Source organism: Flagellimonas nanhaiensis (assembly GCF_003382275.1).
Taxonomy (GTDB): Bacteria; Bacteroidota; Bacteroidia; order Flavobacteriales; family Flavobacteriaceae; genus Flagellimonas; species Flagellimonas nanhaiensis.
Map to the genome: position 1 here is coordinate 870273 of NZ_QTJX01000002.1, position 18845 is coordinate 889117.

Consider the following 18845-nt stretch of genomic DNA (forward strand, 5'->3'; position numbering starts at 1 on the left):
TTGGGTTCTATATAATTGGTTAAAGTACAAAATATTGCAACCTTTTTTCTTCATTTTCCCTACATTTAATCCTGACTAATTCAACTTAATAGAAAATGAAACTACAATTCTCCAGAGCCAGCTGGTTTTTGCTGGCATTTTGCTTTTTAATCTTTTCAAGCTACTCCCAAAGACGAAAGAAAACTACCCCAACTACTTCAGAATATCCCAAGGAACTTTATTCCAGTTTGGAATATCGTTTGGTAGGACCGTTTAGGGGTGGACGTTCTGCAGCTGTGACCGGTGTTCCGGGAGAACCCAACCTCTTTTATTTTGGTGCCACAGGTGGCGGGGTGTGGAAAACTGTGGATGGAGGTCATTCATGGGAAAATATCTCCGATGGTTATTTTGGAGGAAGTATTGGCGCGGTGGAAGTGTCCAAAAGCGATCCAAATGTTATCTATGTAGGTGGAGGTGAAAAGACCCTTCGTGGAAATGTATCCAGTGGATATGGCATTTGGAAAACCGAAGATGCAGGAAAAACATGGAAGAAAGCAGGTCTGGAAAAAAGCAGACATGTTCCAAGGATTCGAATTCACCCTACAGATTACAATATTGTATATGCGGCTGTGCTTGGAAATATTTACAAGCCGACCAAGGAGCGTGGCGTATATAAAAGTACTGATGGAGGCAAGAGCTGGAAGCAAGTCCTGTTCGTTAATGACCAGGCTGGAGCAGTTGACCTTACTTTTGACCCCAATAACCCACGAATTTTATATGCATCTACCTGGCGTGCCAAAAGAACACCTTACAGTTTAAGTAGTGGAGGTGATGGTTCAGCCCTTTGGAAAAGCACGGATAGTGGCGAGACCTGGACCGAAATATCCAAAAACGAAGGCTTCCCAAAAGATACTTTGGGGATTATTGGTGTAACGGTTTCCCCAAAGAACAGCAATCGGGTTTGGGCCATAGTAGAGAATAAGGAAAAAGGAGGATTGTATCGTTCAGAAGATGGAGGTAAAAAATGGACCCAGATTAATAGCGAGCGAAAGTTGAGACAACGAGCGTGGTACTACACTAGGGTGTACGCTGATACGGAAGACGTGGATGTTGTTTATGTGATGAATGTAAGATATCATAAATCCACAGATGGTGGAAAAACGTTCAACACCTTCAACGCTCCCCATGGAGATCATCATGATCTTTGGATTTCTCCCGAAAACTCCAAACGTATGATTATTGGGGATGATGGAGGTGCGCAGGTGAGTTACGATGGAGGTGAAACCTGGAGCACGTATTACAATCAACCTACCGCTCAATTTTATCGGGTGACTACGGACAATGCATTTCCTTATCGTATTTATGTGGCCCAGCAGGACAACTCTACAATCAGAATTAACCATAGAAGTGATGATGGATCCATTGGAGAAGATGATTGGGAGCCTACGGCTGGAGGTGAGTCTGCCCATATAGCGGTGGATCCCACTAACAATGATATTGTTTACGGAGGAAGTTACGGAGGGTTCCTGACCCGGGTAAACCACAAGAATAAAACTGTTAGGGGAATCAATGTTTGGCCAGACAACCCTATGGGTTATGGTGCTGAGGGAATGAAGTACCGTTTCCAATGGAACTTCCCCATCATTTTCAGTAAGCACGACCCTAAAAAACTGTACACCTTTTCCAATCATGTACATTTAAGCACCAACGAAGGACAAAGTTGGGAGTTATTGAGTGATGACCTTACCAGAAATGACCCAGCCAAATTGGTTTCCAGTGGTGGGCCCATTACACAGGATAACACGGGAGTAGAATATTACTGTACCATTTTTGCAGCAAATGAGAGTCCGATAAAAGAAGGTTTGTTGTGGGTAGGAAGTGATGATGGATTGATCCATGTTACAAAAGATGGCGGAAGTACTTGGGAAAATGTGACTCCTGCCAACATGCCAGAATGGAGCATGGTCAATAGCATTGAGCCTTCGGCTTTTGATGAAGGCACTTGTTATGTAGCTGCCACAAGATATAAGCTGGGGGATTTTCAACCCTATCTGTACAAGACAACCGATTATGGCAAAACTTGGACAAAGATTACCGCCGGCATAAATAACGAGCACTTCACCAGAGTGCTGAGAGAGGACCCTAAAAGAAAAGGATTGCTCTATGCAGGTACGGAGACTGGAATGTACATTTCTTTCAATGATGGTCAACGATGGGAAAAATTCCAATTGAATTTGCCAATTGTTCCTATAACTGACCTGACCATAAAAGACAACAATTTGGTAGTGGCCACCCAGGGAAGAAGTGTATGGATTATAGATGACCTTACGGTGCTGCATCAATTGGATGCTTCCAAAAAAACAGCAGGGAGCATTTTGTATCAACCTAAAGATAGTTACAGAACTAAGGGAACTGCCGCTAGGGAACCTTCAAAGACAGAAGGACAAAATCACCCCAATGGCGTCGTGACCCATTTTTATCTGAAAAACAAGTCGGAAAAAGATAGTATCAGTTTGACCTATACCACAATGAGTGGGGACACCTTGGCTTCATACAGCACGTTTGCTAAAGACAAGGACAAAAAGCTGAAGGCTAAAAAAGGAGGAAATACCCATGTTTGGAACACTAGAGGAAAAGGAGCAAAAAGGCTGGATGGGATGATTTTTTGGTGGGCAAATTTTAATGGTGCAAAAGCTGTACCTGGCTCGTACAAAGTGCATTTAAATGTAAATGGAGCTTCTCAGTCCCAAGATTTCAAGATTTTACCCGATCCTAGGGCAGAAGTCTCTGTGGCCGATATGAAAAAACAATACGATTTTATTTCAGACATCAACGAAACCATTGATAGGGCACATAAATCCATCAAGAAGATCAGAGGCATTAACAAAAAGCTCGATGCCTTTGCAGGCCAGTACAAGGATAATGAGCAGACCAAGGATTTGGTAGAAAAGGCAAAAGGAATGAAAGAGAAGTTCGGAGAAATAGAGAAGGCCTTGTATCAGACCAAAAACCGAAGTAATCAGGACCCCCTGAACTTTCCAATCCGATTGACCAATAAATTAGGTCACTTGAACAGCTTGGTTTCCATTGACGATTTTCCACCTACAGCACAGGATATTGCAGTTAAGAATGAGCTTTCTGCGAAAATAAAATCGCAGCTGGAAACCTTTGAAGCTATAGTGGATAAAGAAATGAAAGAGTTCAATGCAGAATTCAACAACCTAGGGTTGGATTATTTATCAATTGAAGAATAGGGATGATGAAAAAACTGATTTTCATGCTGGTTCTGGCTCTTGGAACCACTGTTTTTGCTCAAACGGCTAACGACTATTTTCAACCTGTAAAATACCGCAACATTGGACCTTTCCGTGGTGGCCGTTCAGTTACCGCCAGTGGAGTTGTAGGTGACCCTTTGACCTATTATATGGGCACAACAGGCGGTGGTTTGTGGAAGACTACCGATGCAGGTCAAAGATGGACAAATATTTCAGATGGCTTTTTTGAAATGGGCTCCGTAGGAGCGGTTGCTGTTTCGGCATCCAATCCAAATGTGGTCTATGTGGGCATGGGAGAGCATGCTCCACGAGGAGTAATGACGTCCTATGGTGATGGAGTTTACAAATCAAATGATGCTGGTAAAACCTGGGTAAAACTGGGGTTGGAAGCTACCCAGCATATCTCTAGAATTGTCATCCATCCAACCAATCCGGATTTGGTCTATGTAGCTGCGCAAGGAGCTTTGTATGGTCCAAACAAAGAACGTGGTCTATATCGGTCCAAGGATGGGGGCAAAACATGGAAGAACATTCTTTTCGTGAATGAATTGACAGGCGCAGCCGAACTTTCTATGGATGCCCAAAATCCATTGGTACTTTATGCAGCTATGTGGGAGCATCAGCGCAAACCCAACATCGTGATCAGTGGAGGTAAGGGAAGTGGACTTTATAAATCGACGGATGGAGGAGACACTTGGCACGAAATGACCAAAGGTCTTCCTGAAGAAAAGGGTAAAATGGCCATTGCGGTTAGTGCGGCCAATTCCAATAAGGTCTATGCCTTGATCGAAAGTGATTCCAATCAAGATAAGGGCGGATTGTTCGTTTCCAATAATGCGGGAAAAAGCTGGTCAATGGTCAGCGGGGACAATCGTTTGGTGCAGCGGGCCTGGTACTATATTGAAGTGTTCCCTGATCCCAATGATGAGAATACAGTTTACGTTCTGAGTGCACCAGCTTTGCGTTCAGAGGATGGAGGAAAGACATGGTCTCGGATAACTGGGACGCATGGGGATTACCATGACTTGTGGATAAATCCGAAGAATTCAAAGAATATGGTCATTGCCAATGATGGTGGAGCGGCCATAAGCTTCAATTATGGAGAAACCTGGTCAACACAGAGCAATATGCCAACGGCCCAGTTTTATCGTATTAGTACTGACAACCTTTTTCCATATAATGTTTATGGGGGGCAACAGGATAATACTTCCGTGAAAATTGCAAGTCTTTCAGTAGGGAGATGGAGCATAGGGCGCGAAGATTGGCATTACTCCGCAGGTGGAGAAAGTGCCTTTTTAGCCTTTGATCCAGACGATCCACGCTATGTAATGGGGGGTAGTTATTTAGGTACCATTGAATTGTTGGATATGGAGTCTAAGATGAGCACCCAGGTGATGGCTGCACCAATCCAATATTTAGGACGCGAAGCAAGGGATATGAAGTATCTCTATAATTGGAATGCCCCTATTATTTGGTCTAAACACGAACCAGGGACATTTTACCACTGTGCCCAATTGGTATTGCGGACCCGAGATAATGGATTGACATGGGAGGAGGTTTCACCGGACCTCACCCGCAATCAAGATGACAAACAAGGCAAAGGTGGAGGTCCTTACACCAATGAGGCCGTTGGGGCCGAAAACTATGGTACTATTGCCTACATGATTGAATCCCCACATGAAAAAGGAGTTTTCTACACAGGGAGTGATGATGGTTTGGTGAATGTGACCAAAAATGGTGGGGAAACATGGGAAAATATCACCCCAAAAGTATTGCAGGAATGTTTAGTGAATGCCATTGAGGTTTCACCGCATGACCCTGCTACGGTTTATATTGCTACTACCCGTTATAAGTTCAACGACCATACTCCAGCGATTTATAAGAGCACAGATTATGGGAAAACATGGAAGAAAATCAGTACAGGGATTCCCTATGGGGCATTTACAAGGGTAGTTCGAGAAGATTCCAATAAAAAGGGGTTGCTTTATGCAGGAACGGAAAAGGGAGTTTATATTTCATGGAATGATGGCAGCTCTTGGGAACCACTTCAATTAAACTTACCCAAAACCCCGATACTTGATTTAAAAGTACATCAAGGAGATTTGATTGTGGCCACTTCAGGAAGGTCTTTTTGGATTTTGGACGACTTGTCCATTTTTTCCCAATATGAAAAAACCCAGAACCAAATCAAATTGTATCAACCCGAAGAAACTGTTTATGGTTCCTGGGGAAGCCAATTAAATGGAAACAGCAAAACTTTCAAAGGAACGCATCCATTTGAAGGGGTGAATCCGGCCAACGGGATGGTGTTGTATTACCATTTACCTCAAAAAATGGATAGTACAGAATTGACCTTGGAAATTTTAAATGCCCAAGGTAAACTGATTCGAACGATTAGCTCCGAAAAGGATAAAACATACAAACCGCATAATGGAGGTGGACCTCCTCCAGCGCCTACTTTAGGTAAAGAAATGGGGTTGAACCGCTTTGTTTGGGATTTAAAACACCCCATACTTCCGGGAGTTCCTGATGTGTACATCGAAGCCAATTTTTCTGGTCACAAGGTACCGCCAGGGACTTATACCTTGCGACTCAAGGCAGGAGATAAAACGGTAACTACCACAGGAAAAGTAGTCGCTGCTCCAAATACTAATATCCCAGAGGCTCAGTTTAAGGAGCATGATATGTTCATGTCTCAGCTGGAGGCAAACCTCACGGATATGCACAACAAGGTAAACTCGCTTTTTAAGGCTAAGGGGGAGATAAAAGAGCTTTTGAAAACTGTTGAAGATGAAACTCTGAAGCAAGAAGGCAAGGCACTGCTTAAAAAGCTAAAAACTTGGGACGAAGAAATGGTGCAGCGAAAGTCAAAGGCCTATGATGATGTGGAAAACTTCCCCAACAAGTTTACCGCGGAATATCTCTTCTTGATGAATGCAACCACTAGTAGTATTCCTAGGGTAAATCAATCTTCAAAGGACAGAAAAGTAGAATTGGATACCCAATGGGCTGGATTGAAGAAAAGAGCTGAGGTCTTGATGAATACAGATATTCCAAACTTCAATAAAAAGCTTTGGGAAAAAGGCATCGGAGCGGTTCGTATGTAAAGTAAACAAAGGCAGTGGGTTAAAGGTGAAGAGAATTATTATTTACCTTTAGCCCATTACCTAAAATACCTTTGGTTCAAAAGTGGAACTCTACAATTACATAAAATCACTGCACCTAATTTTTGTAGTGACCTGGTTTGCCGGACTATTTTACATTCCACGACTTTTTATCTATCACATTGAGGCCACCCAAAAGCCATCACCGGACAAGGAAATCTTATCGGAACAATTAAAGTTGATGACCAAGAGGCTTTGGTATATCATTACCTGGCCCTCTGCTATTCTATGTTCCTTATTTGCAATTTGGTTGTTGATCATAATACCAGAATGGCTCTATCAACCTTGGATGCAGGTAAAATTGGCATTTGTTTTCTTATTGTTTATCTATCATTTCAAATGCCATCAAATCTTTAAACAATTGCAGCAAGATGAGGTGAAATACACCTCTACCTTTATGCGTATATGGAACGAAGTAGCCACCCTTGTACTTTTTGCAGTGGTCTTTCTGGTCATCTTAAAAAATGCAATTAACTGGATCTATGGTGTTGTGGGTATTTTTGTATTGGCCATTCTTTTGATGTTGGGAATTAGACTTTACAAAAGAATTCGAGAGAAAAACCCGAATGCATAAAGGTTTTAAGTTTGTCCATGGATTTGGTTTTTAGAATCTGCGATATAAACCTTTAATGGCTCGATTATTGCTAACTTTATTCCCAAACTTTCAGGCATTGTTTAGAAAGCTATCGCTCCGATCCCGTATTTTTTTCACCATGATCTTATTGGTGGTGATTGCGTCTGTGTTGATAGCCGGGGTCACCATTTATCAGTATCGAGAACAGAGCAGGGACTACCACGAAAAAAGATTGGAGCGTAAGGAAGAACAGATTCTTCAAAGTATCTCCTACGTGCTCAAAGAAACCACCTTTCCCATTAACGCGGAGAACTTGGAACATATTTTCAGCAATGAGATCTACAAAATCGCCGATGTTCAAAACGTAAATTTCAACATTTATGATCTTGAGGGGGGATTGGTAAAGAGTTCCAGACCAAGTTTTGAGGCCGATTCCATTTCAAACTGTTTGGATGCAGAGATTCTCAATAACCTTAAACTTAGCTCAGACAGGCGTTATGTTGAAGAAAAGACTGCAGCTGGAGATAAGTATAAGGCATCCTACACATACATTAACGACAATAAGTTCAAGCCCGTAGGTATAATGAACCTTCCTTATTTTGAAGACAACTCCTTCAACAATATGGAGCTTAGGGAGTTTTTGTTCCGATTGGGAGCAGTGTACCTGGTTATGCTGTTGTCTGCAATTGCACTGGCGTATTTCGTTTCAAAATACATTACCCGATCACTGCAGACCATTTCGGATAAAATGAAGCAGACCGATTTGACACAACGCAATGAAAAGATCAACATAAAAAATCCAGGAGAGGAGATAGGCAACTTGGTCGATTCCTATAACAGAATGATCGATGAGCTCGAAGAGAGTGCAGCTCAATTGGCTCGTGGAGAACGGGAGCAAGCTTGGAGGGAAATGGCCCGTCAAGTAGCGCATGAGATCAAGAACCCATTGACCCCTCTACGGCTTACTGTTCAGAATTTTGAACGCAAGTTTGACCCGGATGATCCAAAGGCACAGACCAAGCTCAAAGAGTTCTCAAAAAGTTTGATTCAGCAAATAGACACCATGAGCAATATTGCTGGGGCGTTCTCCAGTTTTGCCAAGATGCCTGCCCAGCAGAATGAGACCCTCAATGTGGTGAAAATTGTAAAATTGGCACTTGATATTTTTCACGAGGATTACATCCACTTTATTGCCGATGAAAAAGAGATTATAGCCAAATTGGATCGCACCCAATTGATAAGAATCATGACCAATCTGGTCAAAAATGCCATTCAGGCTGTACCCGATGTAGAGTCGCCCCGAATATTGGTTACCGTGGCCAGCGAAGGAAGTGCAGTAAAAATTTCTGTTGCCGATAATGGGGTGGGGATATCCGACGACCTAAAACATAAGATTTTTGAACCCAAGTTCACCACCAAATCCAGCGGAATGGGCCTTGGTCTTGGCATGGTAAAAAACATTGTGGAAAACTACAACGGGGCCATAGATTTTACTTCCCAACTCGGTAAGGGTACCGTGTTTACCATAAAATTTCCAAAAGAATAAAAGACAAGTTGAAAAATAGATATGGATTACGAGAACATTTACATTGAAGAAGAAAACAACATTGCAACCATAACCATCAACCGACCCAAAAAACTAAATGCCCTCAACAAAAGGACCATTGAAGAACTGCATGTGGCCTTCAAAGAATTGGAAGATGACAGGGAAATCAAAGTGATTATAATCACGGGAAGTGGGGAAAAAGCCTTTGTTGCCGGGGCGGACATCTCTGAGTTTGCCGAATTTTCGGTGGAGCAGGGTCGCGAGTTGGCCGCAAAGGGTCAACAAACCCTATTTGATTTAGTGGATAACCTTTCAACACCTGTAATAGCGGCAGTAAATGGATTTGCCCTTGGAGGTGGATTGGAACTGGCCATGGCATGCCATTTTAGGGTGGCGAGCACCAATGCAAAAATGGGACTGCCAGAAGTTTCCCTTGGAGTAATCCCAGGATATGGGGGAACCCAACGCCTTCCGCAGCTCATTGGCAAGGGCAGGGCAATGGAACTGATCATGACAGCAGGTATGGTAAATGCTGAAAAAGCGCTGGAATATGGTTTGGTCAACCATGTGGTTTCTTTAGAGGAATTATTGCCGTTTTGTCTTAAAATAGCAAGCAGGATATCGAATAACTCTACTGTGGCCATAAAATATGCAATAAAAGCGGTAAATGCAGGTTTTAAGTATGATACTGATGGTTATGCCACGGAAATTGATGCTTTTGGAACCTGTTTCGGAACAGAGGATTTTAAAGAGGGCACAACGGCCTTTTTGGAAAAACGAAAAGCAGACTTCCCAGGATCATAGCCATTGGTTTAACCAAGCCAGACTATGATGAAAAAACCAATTATCCTACTGTTCTTGTTTTTGGTGGGGTTTGCTACCGCGGAAGCGCAAAAAATGCCCATCTCCTATGATTTTGGTGAAAAATTCAATGATAGGTACCGATATTCCAACCTGTTGACCATCGATGAGGACGGCGCAGGAGGGTACATATTGGTCCGCGCCTATTTTCAAGGATTGATCTTAAAGCCAAAAGGATATTTGATCGAGCGGTACAACAAGGACCTGGAACTTGTCTCGGAATACAACTATAAGCTTAAGGGACTCAATTTTGTGGATGGCTTTATTAAGAATGGTCAGCTCCATCTTCTTTTCCTCGATTACAATTACAACCGCGGACAATATGAATATTGGGTACATACCAGTCCTACCATAAGCTTCAACTTTAAGCCCCAGAAATTGCTTTCCATTGTTTCCGAAGAGGTTAGCAATCCCGTTGGTAAGAACTATTACAACCGTAATTTCTCAAGAGGGTTTACAACAACGGTTCTTTTTAATCAAGAAAAAACAGGCTTTATCATAAGTACCCACTTGAAGAAGGGTAAGAACAACAAGCACGTTATCCATCTATATGATACCGGCCTGAACAAAAAATTTGAGCATGACTTTTCAGATGAAATTGAAGAAAAGAACTATGCCTTTGAAAATGTAGCATTTACTAATGACCTTCAGACCGCCTATATTGTGGGCAAGGCCTACTTTAAAAAGAAGCGTTTTCGGGTAGATGAGCGTAAATTTCAATACGAATTGATCAAGATTTCCCAAAGTGGAAACCAGACCCAATCTTTTGTAGACCCCGGGAAATATCCAGAGGCTTTGTATCCTGTCATTCTGGATGACAGACTGGTCTGTGTAGGTTTTTATGCGGATAGAAAGGACAATCGCTATAATGGCATCTCCTATTTTGATGTAAACCCTTCCTCTTTGGAAGTCAATTCCAAAAAATACAATCCGTTCTCGCAACAGTTCATGGAGGACAAGTTTGGTAGAGAAGAAGATAAGGTAGTCAAGAATTTGGTGTTCAAGGGAGTTGAGATAACCCGGGACAATGAGATTTTCTTCAATGCCGAGGAATACTTTGTGACCACGGGCATGGAGGTTACAGGTGCTGGACAACGAGTACGGATAGAACGGTTCCACCACAACGATATCGTGAGTGTCAAACTAAAGGCCGATGGAGAAATGGCTTGGGCCAGAAACATCAACAAGGCAGAGGTTACCCAAGGCGATGGAGCCTATGCATCCTACAGCTCCTACTGCAAGGATGGAAAAACCTATTTCTTTATCTGCACAGCAGCACAAAATCCGCAGCTTATCAATAACGAACGCCTCATCTTTAAACAAGGACTAAGCAGAAACCGCAATGTCTTTTTGATTTCCTTGGATGAAAATGGTGTTATGGACTATGAAAAAATCATTGACAACCAAGAAGCTCGTCTCCCCTTCATGGTTTCCAAACCATTTAAGAACCTACCAGAGAACAATATGCTCTTCTATGCCAAGCGGGGCAGTAAGAAGCAGCTGGTAAAAGTGGACTTCAAGTAGCAACGCCAATTTTAACGTATAAGAATAAGCCTCCATTGGGGGCTATTTTTTTGCGCTTCCGCAAGAATGAAAGAAAAATCCTATAAATTAATCTAATCCATCAATCCTGCCGTGCAATCCGTCAACCCATACAAGGGACAGGTCAACTATAACATAAATGACCTGTTTTACCTTACTAGTTTTGGCGCCATAACCTTTTAAATAATAAAAAAAGTATTATGAAAGCATTAAAATTATTTAGCATTGTCATGATGGGCATGGCGATTACCTTAGCTTCTTGTTCCGGAGAAGACGGCAAGGATGGACTTCCGGGAGAAGATGGAACCAATGGAACCAATGGAACCAATGGAACCAATGGGACTGACGGCGCAGATGGTGCAGATGGTGCTCCTGGCGAGGACAAACCTAATGTGGATTTTTATTTCCAACAAGACTTTAAGGGATATCAGGGCACCCAAGATGCCATGATTAGTGATGCCCATGGAGACAGTAATGGTGAGACTTCGGTCATTTCATATGACGGAAATAATCCTGGGGATGAGAGATTTACACTGATGCGGTTTGATGGAATTTTTGATGAATTGACCACTGCATTGGTAGACCCTGAAAGTGGCTTGACGTGTGATGCATCTTTTGATGTAAACCAGGCTATTTTATACATATACATATCGGCACACACCACACAAGGTCTTGATCAATTAGCTATACATCTTGGTTTTTACAATGAAACTGACCCATTGTTTGATGAGTCAAGTGCCATATGGGAAGGGCCAAATCAGGTTACTGAATGGCCAGGAGGAGTAGGAGGAGTAAGTGGAGAATGGGTAGGTCCTTTTCCAAATGAGGATTCCTATTCCATTGCCTATCAAGTTATTACGAATTCCACCAATAGACCCGGATGGGTTGCTATTCCTTTGCCTAGAAGTGTAGTGCATGAATGGATCTGCAACGAAGAGGCTAATAAGGGGATGCGTTTGGGATTATCTGGACATTCTGAAAATGTAGCTGGAATTGAGTTTTTCTCCAGTGAGAACCCAGTAAAAGATCTTAGACCTGTTCTTGTAATAGAAACTGAAAAGATGGATCCAGCTTCTGCCAATAAAGGTTCAATCGGTTCTTCTAAGAAGATGAGTTGGGAAGAAATGACCTATGAGGAAAAAATGGCGCCTTTGTACAGGTTCCTGTCCTCCAAATAAGCTTTTTAGGTAAGGGGCATACTAAACATGTCCATTTAAACGGCCATAGTGTACCCATGCATTATGGCTTTTTTTTGGGAGATTTTTGCATGGTCCACTACGGTAAATATCAATCCTCATATGCAATCCGTCAAACCATAGATGGGGCAGGTCAACTATAACATAAAAGACCTAGTTGGCCTCCCTAGATTTGGCTTCATAACCTTATTAAAATAAAAAATTATGAAACTATTTAGATTATTTAATGTGGCCATATGTTGTATGGCTTTAACAATGGTGTCCTGTTCAGGAGAGGATGGTTTGGATGGTAAGAATGGCGACTCTGGAGCACCAGGTACCCCAGGTACCAATGGTGATGACGGTCTTGCGTGTTGGGACCTGAACGGCAACGGAGTTGGGGATGTCCCAGAGGATGTAAATGATGACGGTAACTTTGACGCGTTGGACTGCCAAGGAACGGAGGGACTTGACGGTGCAGACAAACCCAATATGGATTTTTATTTCCAAGATGGGTTTAAAGGCTACATGGGTACTGTCGATGCAGGCATTATACCTCCTGATTTGGGGACAAATGATGAAGAAATGGGACTTTTATACATAAATAATGGTCAAATATCAGAGCGAAGAGCTGTTTTACGTTTTGATGGTATTGGCGAAGCCATTGCAGAAGCTCTGGTTGAGGAGGGTGAGGATTGTTCCAACTCTTTTTATATGAGCAAGGCTACCTTATATATTTATATTGCAACGTATACCAACGTATATTACGACAATCTATCCATTAAGGTTGGTTTTTATGGCGATCAAGATCCTTTTTTTGCTGAAGATGAGGCAACCTGGACGGCGGCCAATGTAAATGATGATTGGGGAGATATTGGAGGAGAAAGCGAGCAATGGGCCGGGCCTTTGCAATCTGATGATTACCCATCTTTACTGCCTAGAGGCTCAGGTGTAACCTATGGCTGGTTCCCCATTCTTTTACCTAGAAGCGTGGTGGAAGACTGGATTTGCAATCCAGAAACCAATAAGGGGATGCGCTTAAGAATAGAACCTGGTTCGGATGAGCTTGGACAAGGCACAATCGATATTGTGACCAGCGACAATCTTTTGGAGGACTTTAGACCCCTGTTGGTCATTGAGACTGAGGATATAGAACCTGTATCTGCTAATAAAGGAGCAGTAGGTACTTCCAAACCAACTGATTGGGAAAGTATGACCTATGAAGAAAAAATGGCGCCGTTGTACAGATTCCTGTCCTTAAAGTAAAATGTTTTTAGGGTTGGGGATTGTCCAAAAAGAAGAAAGAACGTCATTCTGAATTCATTTCAGAATCTCAAAAGGATTGATTTTTGATTTAGATGAGAACCTGAAACAAGCCTGCCTGTTGGCAGACAGGTTCAGGTTAGCTTGACAACAAGGACTTTTAGGATGATCTCATATAACTGGCCGTAATGTACCCATGCATTTCGGCCAGTTTTTTTATTGTTTTCAATTTATTCTTTTAATGGATAAAATCCATAAATTTGGAATAAATCCAACTAATGCAATCCAATAAAACAATCAAGGGGAGGGGAGCCCAAAAAAATACACCCAACAAATTCTTGCAGCACATTTATGAGATGCGGGAGGATTTTTTGGAGTTCTGCCGCCATGAAGGAGAGGAGCCAGAGAGCAATAAGACCCAATATATTCCCATTTTTCCCAAGACCATTGTCAACAAAGTTGACAGTCCGGATGTGGGGATGCTCTATTCCATGAATCCCTACCAAGGTTGTGAACATGGATGTATCTACTGCTACGCTCGCAATACCCACGAGTATTGGGGCTACAGTGCCGGACTGGATTTTGAACGTAGGATTTTGGTAAAAAAATCGGCCCCGGAGTTGTTGGAGGCCAAGATCAAACATAAAAAATGGGTGGCCCAGACCATTGTGCTCTCTGGCAATACGGATTGCTATCAACCCGCAGAACAAAAATTTGAAATCACGAGAAAATGCTTGGAAGTGTTTCTCAAATACCGTCACCCTGTGGGCATCATCACCAAGAATGCCGTAATTCTCCGTGATTTGGATATTTTAAAAGAGCTCAATGCCCATCAATTGGTAGGGGTCAATATTTCCATCACCTCTTTATCGGAAAAAACAAGGAGAAAACTGGAACCCAGAACAGCCTCGATTCAAAAGAAGTTGAAAACCATAAAGGTCCTTTCGGAAAACAACATTCCCGTAAATGCCATGCTTGCCCCAATGATTCCCGGAATCAATAGCCATGAGTTGTTAAAGCTGGCCAAAGCCGTTTCAGAACATGGGGCGCTGTCCTTTGGCTTTACCGTAGTGCGTTTAAATGGCGCCATTGGTCAAATATTTTCGGATTGGATCAAAAAGGCCATGCCGGACAGGGCGGAGAAGGTTCTCCATTTGATTCAGGATTGCCATGGAGGTTCCATAAACGATAGCAGATTTGGACTTAGAACCCGTGGGGAAGGAAAAATAGCGGATCAAATTCATGACATGGCCAAACTGGCTAGGCAACGGTATTTTAAAGGGCGTGTTTTTCCGGCGCTCAACCATGAATTGCACGAGCAGTACAAAAATGGGCAGATGAAATTGTTTTAGTTGTCATTTCGAAGGAGCTGGCGACTGAGAAATCTGGACTATCAGATTTCTCACATACGTTCGAAATGACAATAGTATTTTTTAAATAAATTTATAGAGATTGTCCAATCCATATTTAAGTCTTCGTCAATAAGGCGTAAACAAAGTATAAACCAGTCCAATTTTAAGGACACAAAACAAAACCCATGAGTAATTTTTTGTATTTATTTAGAGGAGGTAACGACGCCTACGACAGACTATCCCAAGAAGAAAAACAGGCCCATATGCAAGTTTGGGGAGAATGGATGGGAGGCTTAAAAGAAAAGGGAACGCTTTTGGATGGCCTTCCTCTGGATAGGGACGGCAAGGTTGTCCACAAACAGGGAACAGTGGTAACCAACGGCCCATTTGCAGAAGGTGCTGAAATAGTGGGCGGTTACTTGATCGTTTCTGCCAATGACCTTGATGAAGCCGTGGAAATCTCAAAAGGATGCCCCATTTTTGATTATGATGGAGCTTTTGTGGAAGTACGCGAGATACTATCCATGGACGGACACTAAGGAAGTATATGAGCAACTTCTTATATCTTTTTAGAGGAGGTTATGGTGAATATAACCAGCTATCCGAAGAAGAAAAAGGAAACTTGACCCAAGAATGGATAGTGTGGTTGGAACGTCTAAAAGAACAGGGAAAACTAATTGAAGGGCTTCCACTATCGCAAGAAGGAAAAGTGGTGCGCAAAAGAGGAGAGTTAATAACAAACGGGCCTTTCGCGGAAGGAGCAGAGGTAATTGGCGGATACACCATTATAGTGGCCAAAGATATGGACGAGGCTTTTCTGCTTTCCCAGAACAATCCTCATGCCGCTTTTACAGATGCCAGTCTTGAGATTAGAGAAATAGTAAACATAGATGATCACTCTTAACATATTAGGACTTATAAAGGCCCGACTTCTATCGGGCTTTTTTAATTTTAACCATGGCCCAAGGTAATGTAACCAACACAGTAGATCATTTGTTTAGGAACGAGTACGGAAAAGTTGTCGCCGTATTGACCAGTAAATTTGGTGTTTCCTATTTGGAGCAGATAGAAGATGTTACCCAAGATACTTTTTTAAAGGCCATGCAGGTTTGGGGATATAAAGCCATTCCTGATAACCCAACGGCATGGCTGTACAAGGTGGCCAGAAATGCCTTGATAGACGTGCTGCGTAGGGACCAAAAAATGACCTACCAAGAAAAAGAAGGTCCACCGGTTTTAGATGAAGCCGATCAGGAAGATACATTTGCCCTGGATGATTCCATTACCGACAGTCAGTTAAAAATGATTTTTGCGTGCTGTCACCCCGCCCTTTCCCAAGAACATCAGATAATCTTAAGTCTGAAACTTATAGGAGGCTTTAGCAATAAGGAACTGGCCGAAGCTTTGCTGAAAAAGGAGGAAACTGTTGCCAAATCTTTTACAAGGGCCAAAAAGAAGTTTAGAGGTGAGGTAAAGATGCTCAGCATTCCTGTGCAAATGGGACTACAATCCAGGTTGTTCAGGGTTCTTCAGGTAATCTATCTGATGTTCACCGAAGGATACGCAGCTACCTCCGGCTCTCAGATTATAAAAAGGGATATTTGCTATGAATCGCTCCGTTTAGCTTTGTTACTTCAGCAGAACAAATACTGTAAGCATCCCAATTTGGAAGCCTTGATAGCCCTAATGTGTTTTCATGCTTCCCGTTTTGATGCCCGGTTGGACGAAAATGGAGAACTCGTCACCTTGGAATTTCAAGATCGATCCAAGTACAACCAAGAATTGATCTCTATTGGGATTCAACATTTGGAAAATGCGGGTACCCAGGATAAATTGCCTTCAAACTATCATTTGGAGGCTGCGCGATCCTATTACCACAGCATCGCCAAAAAATATCAAGAAACGGACTGGAAGAGTATTTTGTATTTGTATGACACCCAGTTACAGTTGTACTACTCACCTATGGTGGCCTTGAACAGAATAGTTCCCTATACCAAAATCCATGGAGCTGAAGCGGCGCTCACGGAACTGGATAATTTGTCGCAAAAAACGGATTTTTCCACCACAGGGTTATACTACGCTATTAAGGCCGAACTGCTAAAGGAAACCAACTCGATGCAAGATTATGCCAAAACATTGCATAAAGCTGTTGAGTTATCAGAAAATGAATTGGTAAAAACCCATCTCAAGAAGAAATTTCAAGAATGATTGAATCATTCTTTACTATTCTCTAGACTCAATTTTCAATTTGATTTTTTCAGTTCACCTTCATTTTTATATCGCTCCATTACATTTTCATTCGTGATTCTTTATTGAACTTCGGGTGTTCGCTTATTTAGCATCATCAATCAATAAAAAATCATAGTCATGAAATCATTTTTAAAAACTGCGTTGCTTTTTGTTCTTATTGCATCAAGCTCCCATGCCCAGAATCAAACTTCAGATTTAAAAGAGTTCGAGGAATCATTTAAGGCGTTTATCTCCAACAAAATGAAAAAGCACAATGTAGTTGGGGCTAGTGTCACATTTGTTGCGGACAATGAGGTTGTGGTAAATGAGGGATTTGGTTTTTCCGATAAGACTGGAGAAATAAGAACAAATGAAAACACCACATATCCCATTGGCTCTGTGTCCAAAATTGTGACTTCAACAGCTGTTCTAAAGTTGTATTCTGATGGTTTGATAGATATTGATAAACCTTATACAGCGTATGTTCCAGATTTTAAAATAAAAAGTCATTTTGATGGACCTCCATCATTTACAGTAAGGCATTTATTGTCCCATTATTCAGGATTACCGCGTTTAATAGCAAAGGGCTTTCTAAAAAAGGAACAAGAACCTTTGGAGACAATTCTGACTTACAGCGAAGATGAATATCTAGCATCGAGTGCCGGCAAATCGTACCAGTACTCAGATTGGGGGGTGGACCTTTTGGCGGTTTTGGTACAGCGAGTATCTGGTACCACCTTTGAGAATTACGTCAAGACTGCAGTTTTTGAACCTTTGGGAATGGAGCATTCCTATTTTGGCAAGACTCCTACCAAAGGTTATATTAATAATAACGAGACAGAAACCTATGAGTTCAGTTATTCCGGATCAGATGGTGTAATTTCTACCCCGTCAGATTTATCTAAACTTTGCTCTGTTTATTTCAAGTCTTCCACTCTTGCGGAAGATGCATTTCTAAAACACGAAGTTGTTACTGATGCCCTTACCCGTCAGTTTACGGATGCTCCTTTGAGCTACGACACAGAAATAGGACTAATGTGGGAAATAAAGCAGCTTAATGGATTTAAACGGGTAAAGAAAGCCGGCATACACGAACCCTTTTATACCTATATCTTTTTTATACCGGAGTATAATTCTTCCATTGTCATATGTTCCAATTCCAATTCTTCAAGTAAGCTTCATTGGGATGCATGGTCCAAAGCCTACAGTTTTATGGGCAAGAAATTTAAATTGGATAGAAGTCCAAACCCTATCCATAAAAAGAGGAAAGCCAAAAAAGTAAAATTGCCCCAAGAGCAAATGAAAAAGCTGGAAGGTGTCTACAATACAGGTATTGGCATGTTGAAATTACAGGCAAATGGAGAAAAATTTGATGCAGAACTTTTGTCGGAGGGATTAAAGGGAACTGGAATTCCTTACTCTGAGAACCTTATCAAACTATATGTGAAAAAACTCGGGATAAAGATACATGCCATGGATATCTTTTGGGATGAGATAGCTGGTGAGGTTGTAGTGGGAGAGCAATACAAAAGCGGGAGAAGGCTGATAGGCGGAGCTAAAATTGGGGATAATCCCATTCCAGAATCTTGGAAAAATGCAATTGGCCAGTATGAAGTCTCCAAATATGGAGACAATGAATATAGAACTTTTGAGCACATAACAGTTTCAATGAACAAATCTGGTATTTTGCAACTCAATGCAAAGGTTGGATACCCAAGTGAAATGGAATTTGCTCTGGGACTTAGACCATTATCTGATGAGATGGCTATAATTCCAGGGTATAATTTTGAGTTTTTTGCAGGAGAAACAATACAACTGCTCAACAGAAGGGGCAGGCCTCAGTTAAAGTTTTCGGGGTATATCTTTGAAAAGAAAAACTAAAGGT

The 18845-nt window shown here is 41.9% G+C and carries 13 protein-coding genes; all 13 read left to right on the forward strand.

The genetic code is table 11. From position 1 onward, the window contains the following. Window positions 1-95: 95 nt before the first annotated feature. The 13 genes from DX873_RS11495 to DX873_RS11555 all read left to right on the forward strand — a co-directional run bounded on the left by DX873_RS11495 (window position 96) and on the right by DX873_RS11555 (window position 18841). Window positions 96-3233 carry a VPS10 domain-containing protein gene (locus DX873_RS11495; protein WP_116184575.1) on the forward strand — a complete coding sequence of 1046 codons (3138 nt, stop codon included), beginning with the start codon at window positions 96-98 and terminating at the stop codon, window positions 3231-3233. Between the two features lie 23 nt (window positions 3234-3256). After that, window positions 3257-6361, forward strand: a complete 3105-nt coding sequence (locus DX873_RS11500) for a VPS10 domain-containing protein (RefSeq protein WP_232520903.1) — start codon at window positions 3257-3259, stop codon at window positions 6359-6361. 82 nt (window positions 6362-6443) lie between these two features. Next, complete coding sequence (locus tag DX873_RS11505; RefSeq protein WP_116184576.1) at window positions 6444-6992, forward strand: CopD family protein; 549 nt, start codon at window positions 6444-6446, stop codon at window positions 6990-6992. 139 nt (window positions 6993-7131) lie between these two features. Further along, window positions 7132-8538: a sensor histidine kinase gene (locus tag DX873_RS11510; RefSeq protein WP_116184577.1), complete on the forward strand. Its 1407-nt coding sequence runs from the start codon at window positions 7132-7134 to the stop codon at window positions 8536-8538. Window positions 8539-8559: 21 nt separating this feature from the next. After that, a complete protein-coding gene (locus tag DX873_RS11515) occupies window positions 8560-9342 on the forward strand; it encodes an enoyl-CoA hydratase/isomerase family protein (RefSeq protein ID WP_116184578.1) in 783 nt (260 codons plus the stop codon). Window positions 9343-9366: 24 nt separating this feature from the next. Continuing rightward, window positions 9367-10923, forward strand: a complete 1557-nt coding sequence (locus DX873_RS11520) for a hypothetical protein (protein WP_313777747.1) — start codon at window positions 9367-9369, stop codon at window positions 10921-10923. Between the two features lie 218 nt (window positions 10924-11141). Further along, window positions 11142-12119, forward strand: a complete 978-nt coding sequence (locus tag DX873_RS11525; protein WP_116184580.1) for a DNRLRE domain-containing protein — start codon at window positions 11142-11144, stop codon at window positions 12117-12119. Window positions 12120-12341: 222 nt separating this feature from the next. Further along, entirely contained in the window at window positions 12342-13382 is a 1041-nt protein-coding gene (locus tag DX873_RS11530; protein ID WP_147296651.1) for a hypothetical protein, read from the forward strand. A 275-nt stretch (window positions 13383-13657) separates the two neighbouring features. Beyond that, window positions 13658-14731, forward strand: coding sequence for a PA0069 family radical SAM protein (locus tag DX873_RS11535; protein ID WP_116184582.1), 1074 nt, complete (start codon window positions 13658-13660; stop codon window positions 14729-14731). A gap of 185 nt (window positions 14732-14916) precedes the next feature. Continuing rightward, window positions 14917-15270, forward strand: coding sequence for a YciI family protein (locus DX873_RS11540; RefSeq protein WP_116184583.1), 354 nt, complete (start codon window positions 14917-14919; stop codon window positions 15268-15270). Between the two features lie 8 nt (window positions 15271-15278). After that, window positions 15279-15635, forward strand: coding sequence for a YciI family protein (locus tag DX873_RS11545; protein ID WP_116184584.1), 357 nt, complete (start codon window positions 15279-15281; stop codon window positions 15633-15635). Between the two features lie 53 nt (window positions 15636-15688). After that, window positions 15689-16939, forward strand: coding sequence for an RNA polymerase sigma factor (locus DX873_RS11550; protein ID WP_116184585.1), 1251 nt, complete (start codon window positions 15689-15691; stop codon window positions 16937-16939). Window positions 16940-17098: 159 nt separating this feature from the next. After that, the gene (locus DX873_RS11555; protein WP_116184586.1) at window positions 17099-18841 is read left to right on the forward strand and encodes a serine hydrolase domain-containing protein; all 1743 of its coding nucleotides are present in this window, start codon (window positions 17099-17101) and stop codon (window positions 18839-18841) included. The last annotated feature ends 4 nt before the right edge of the window (window positions 18842-18845 follow it).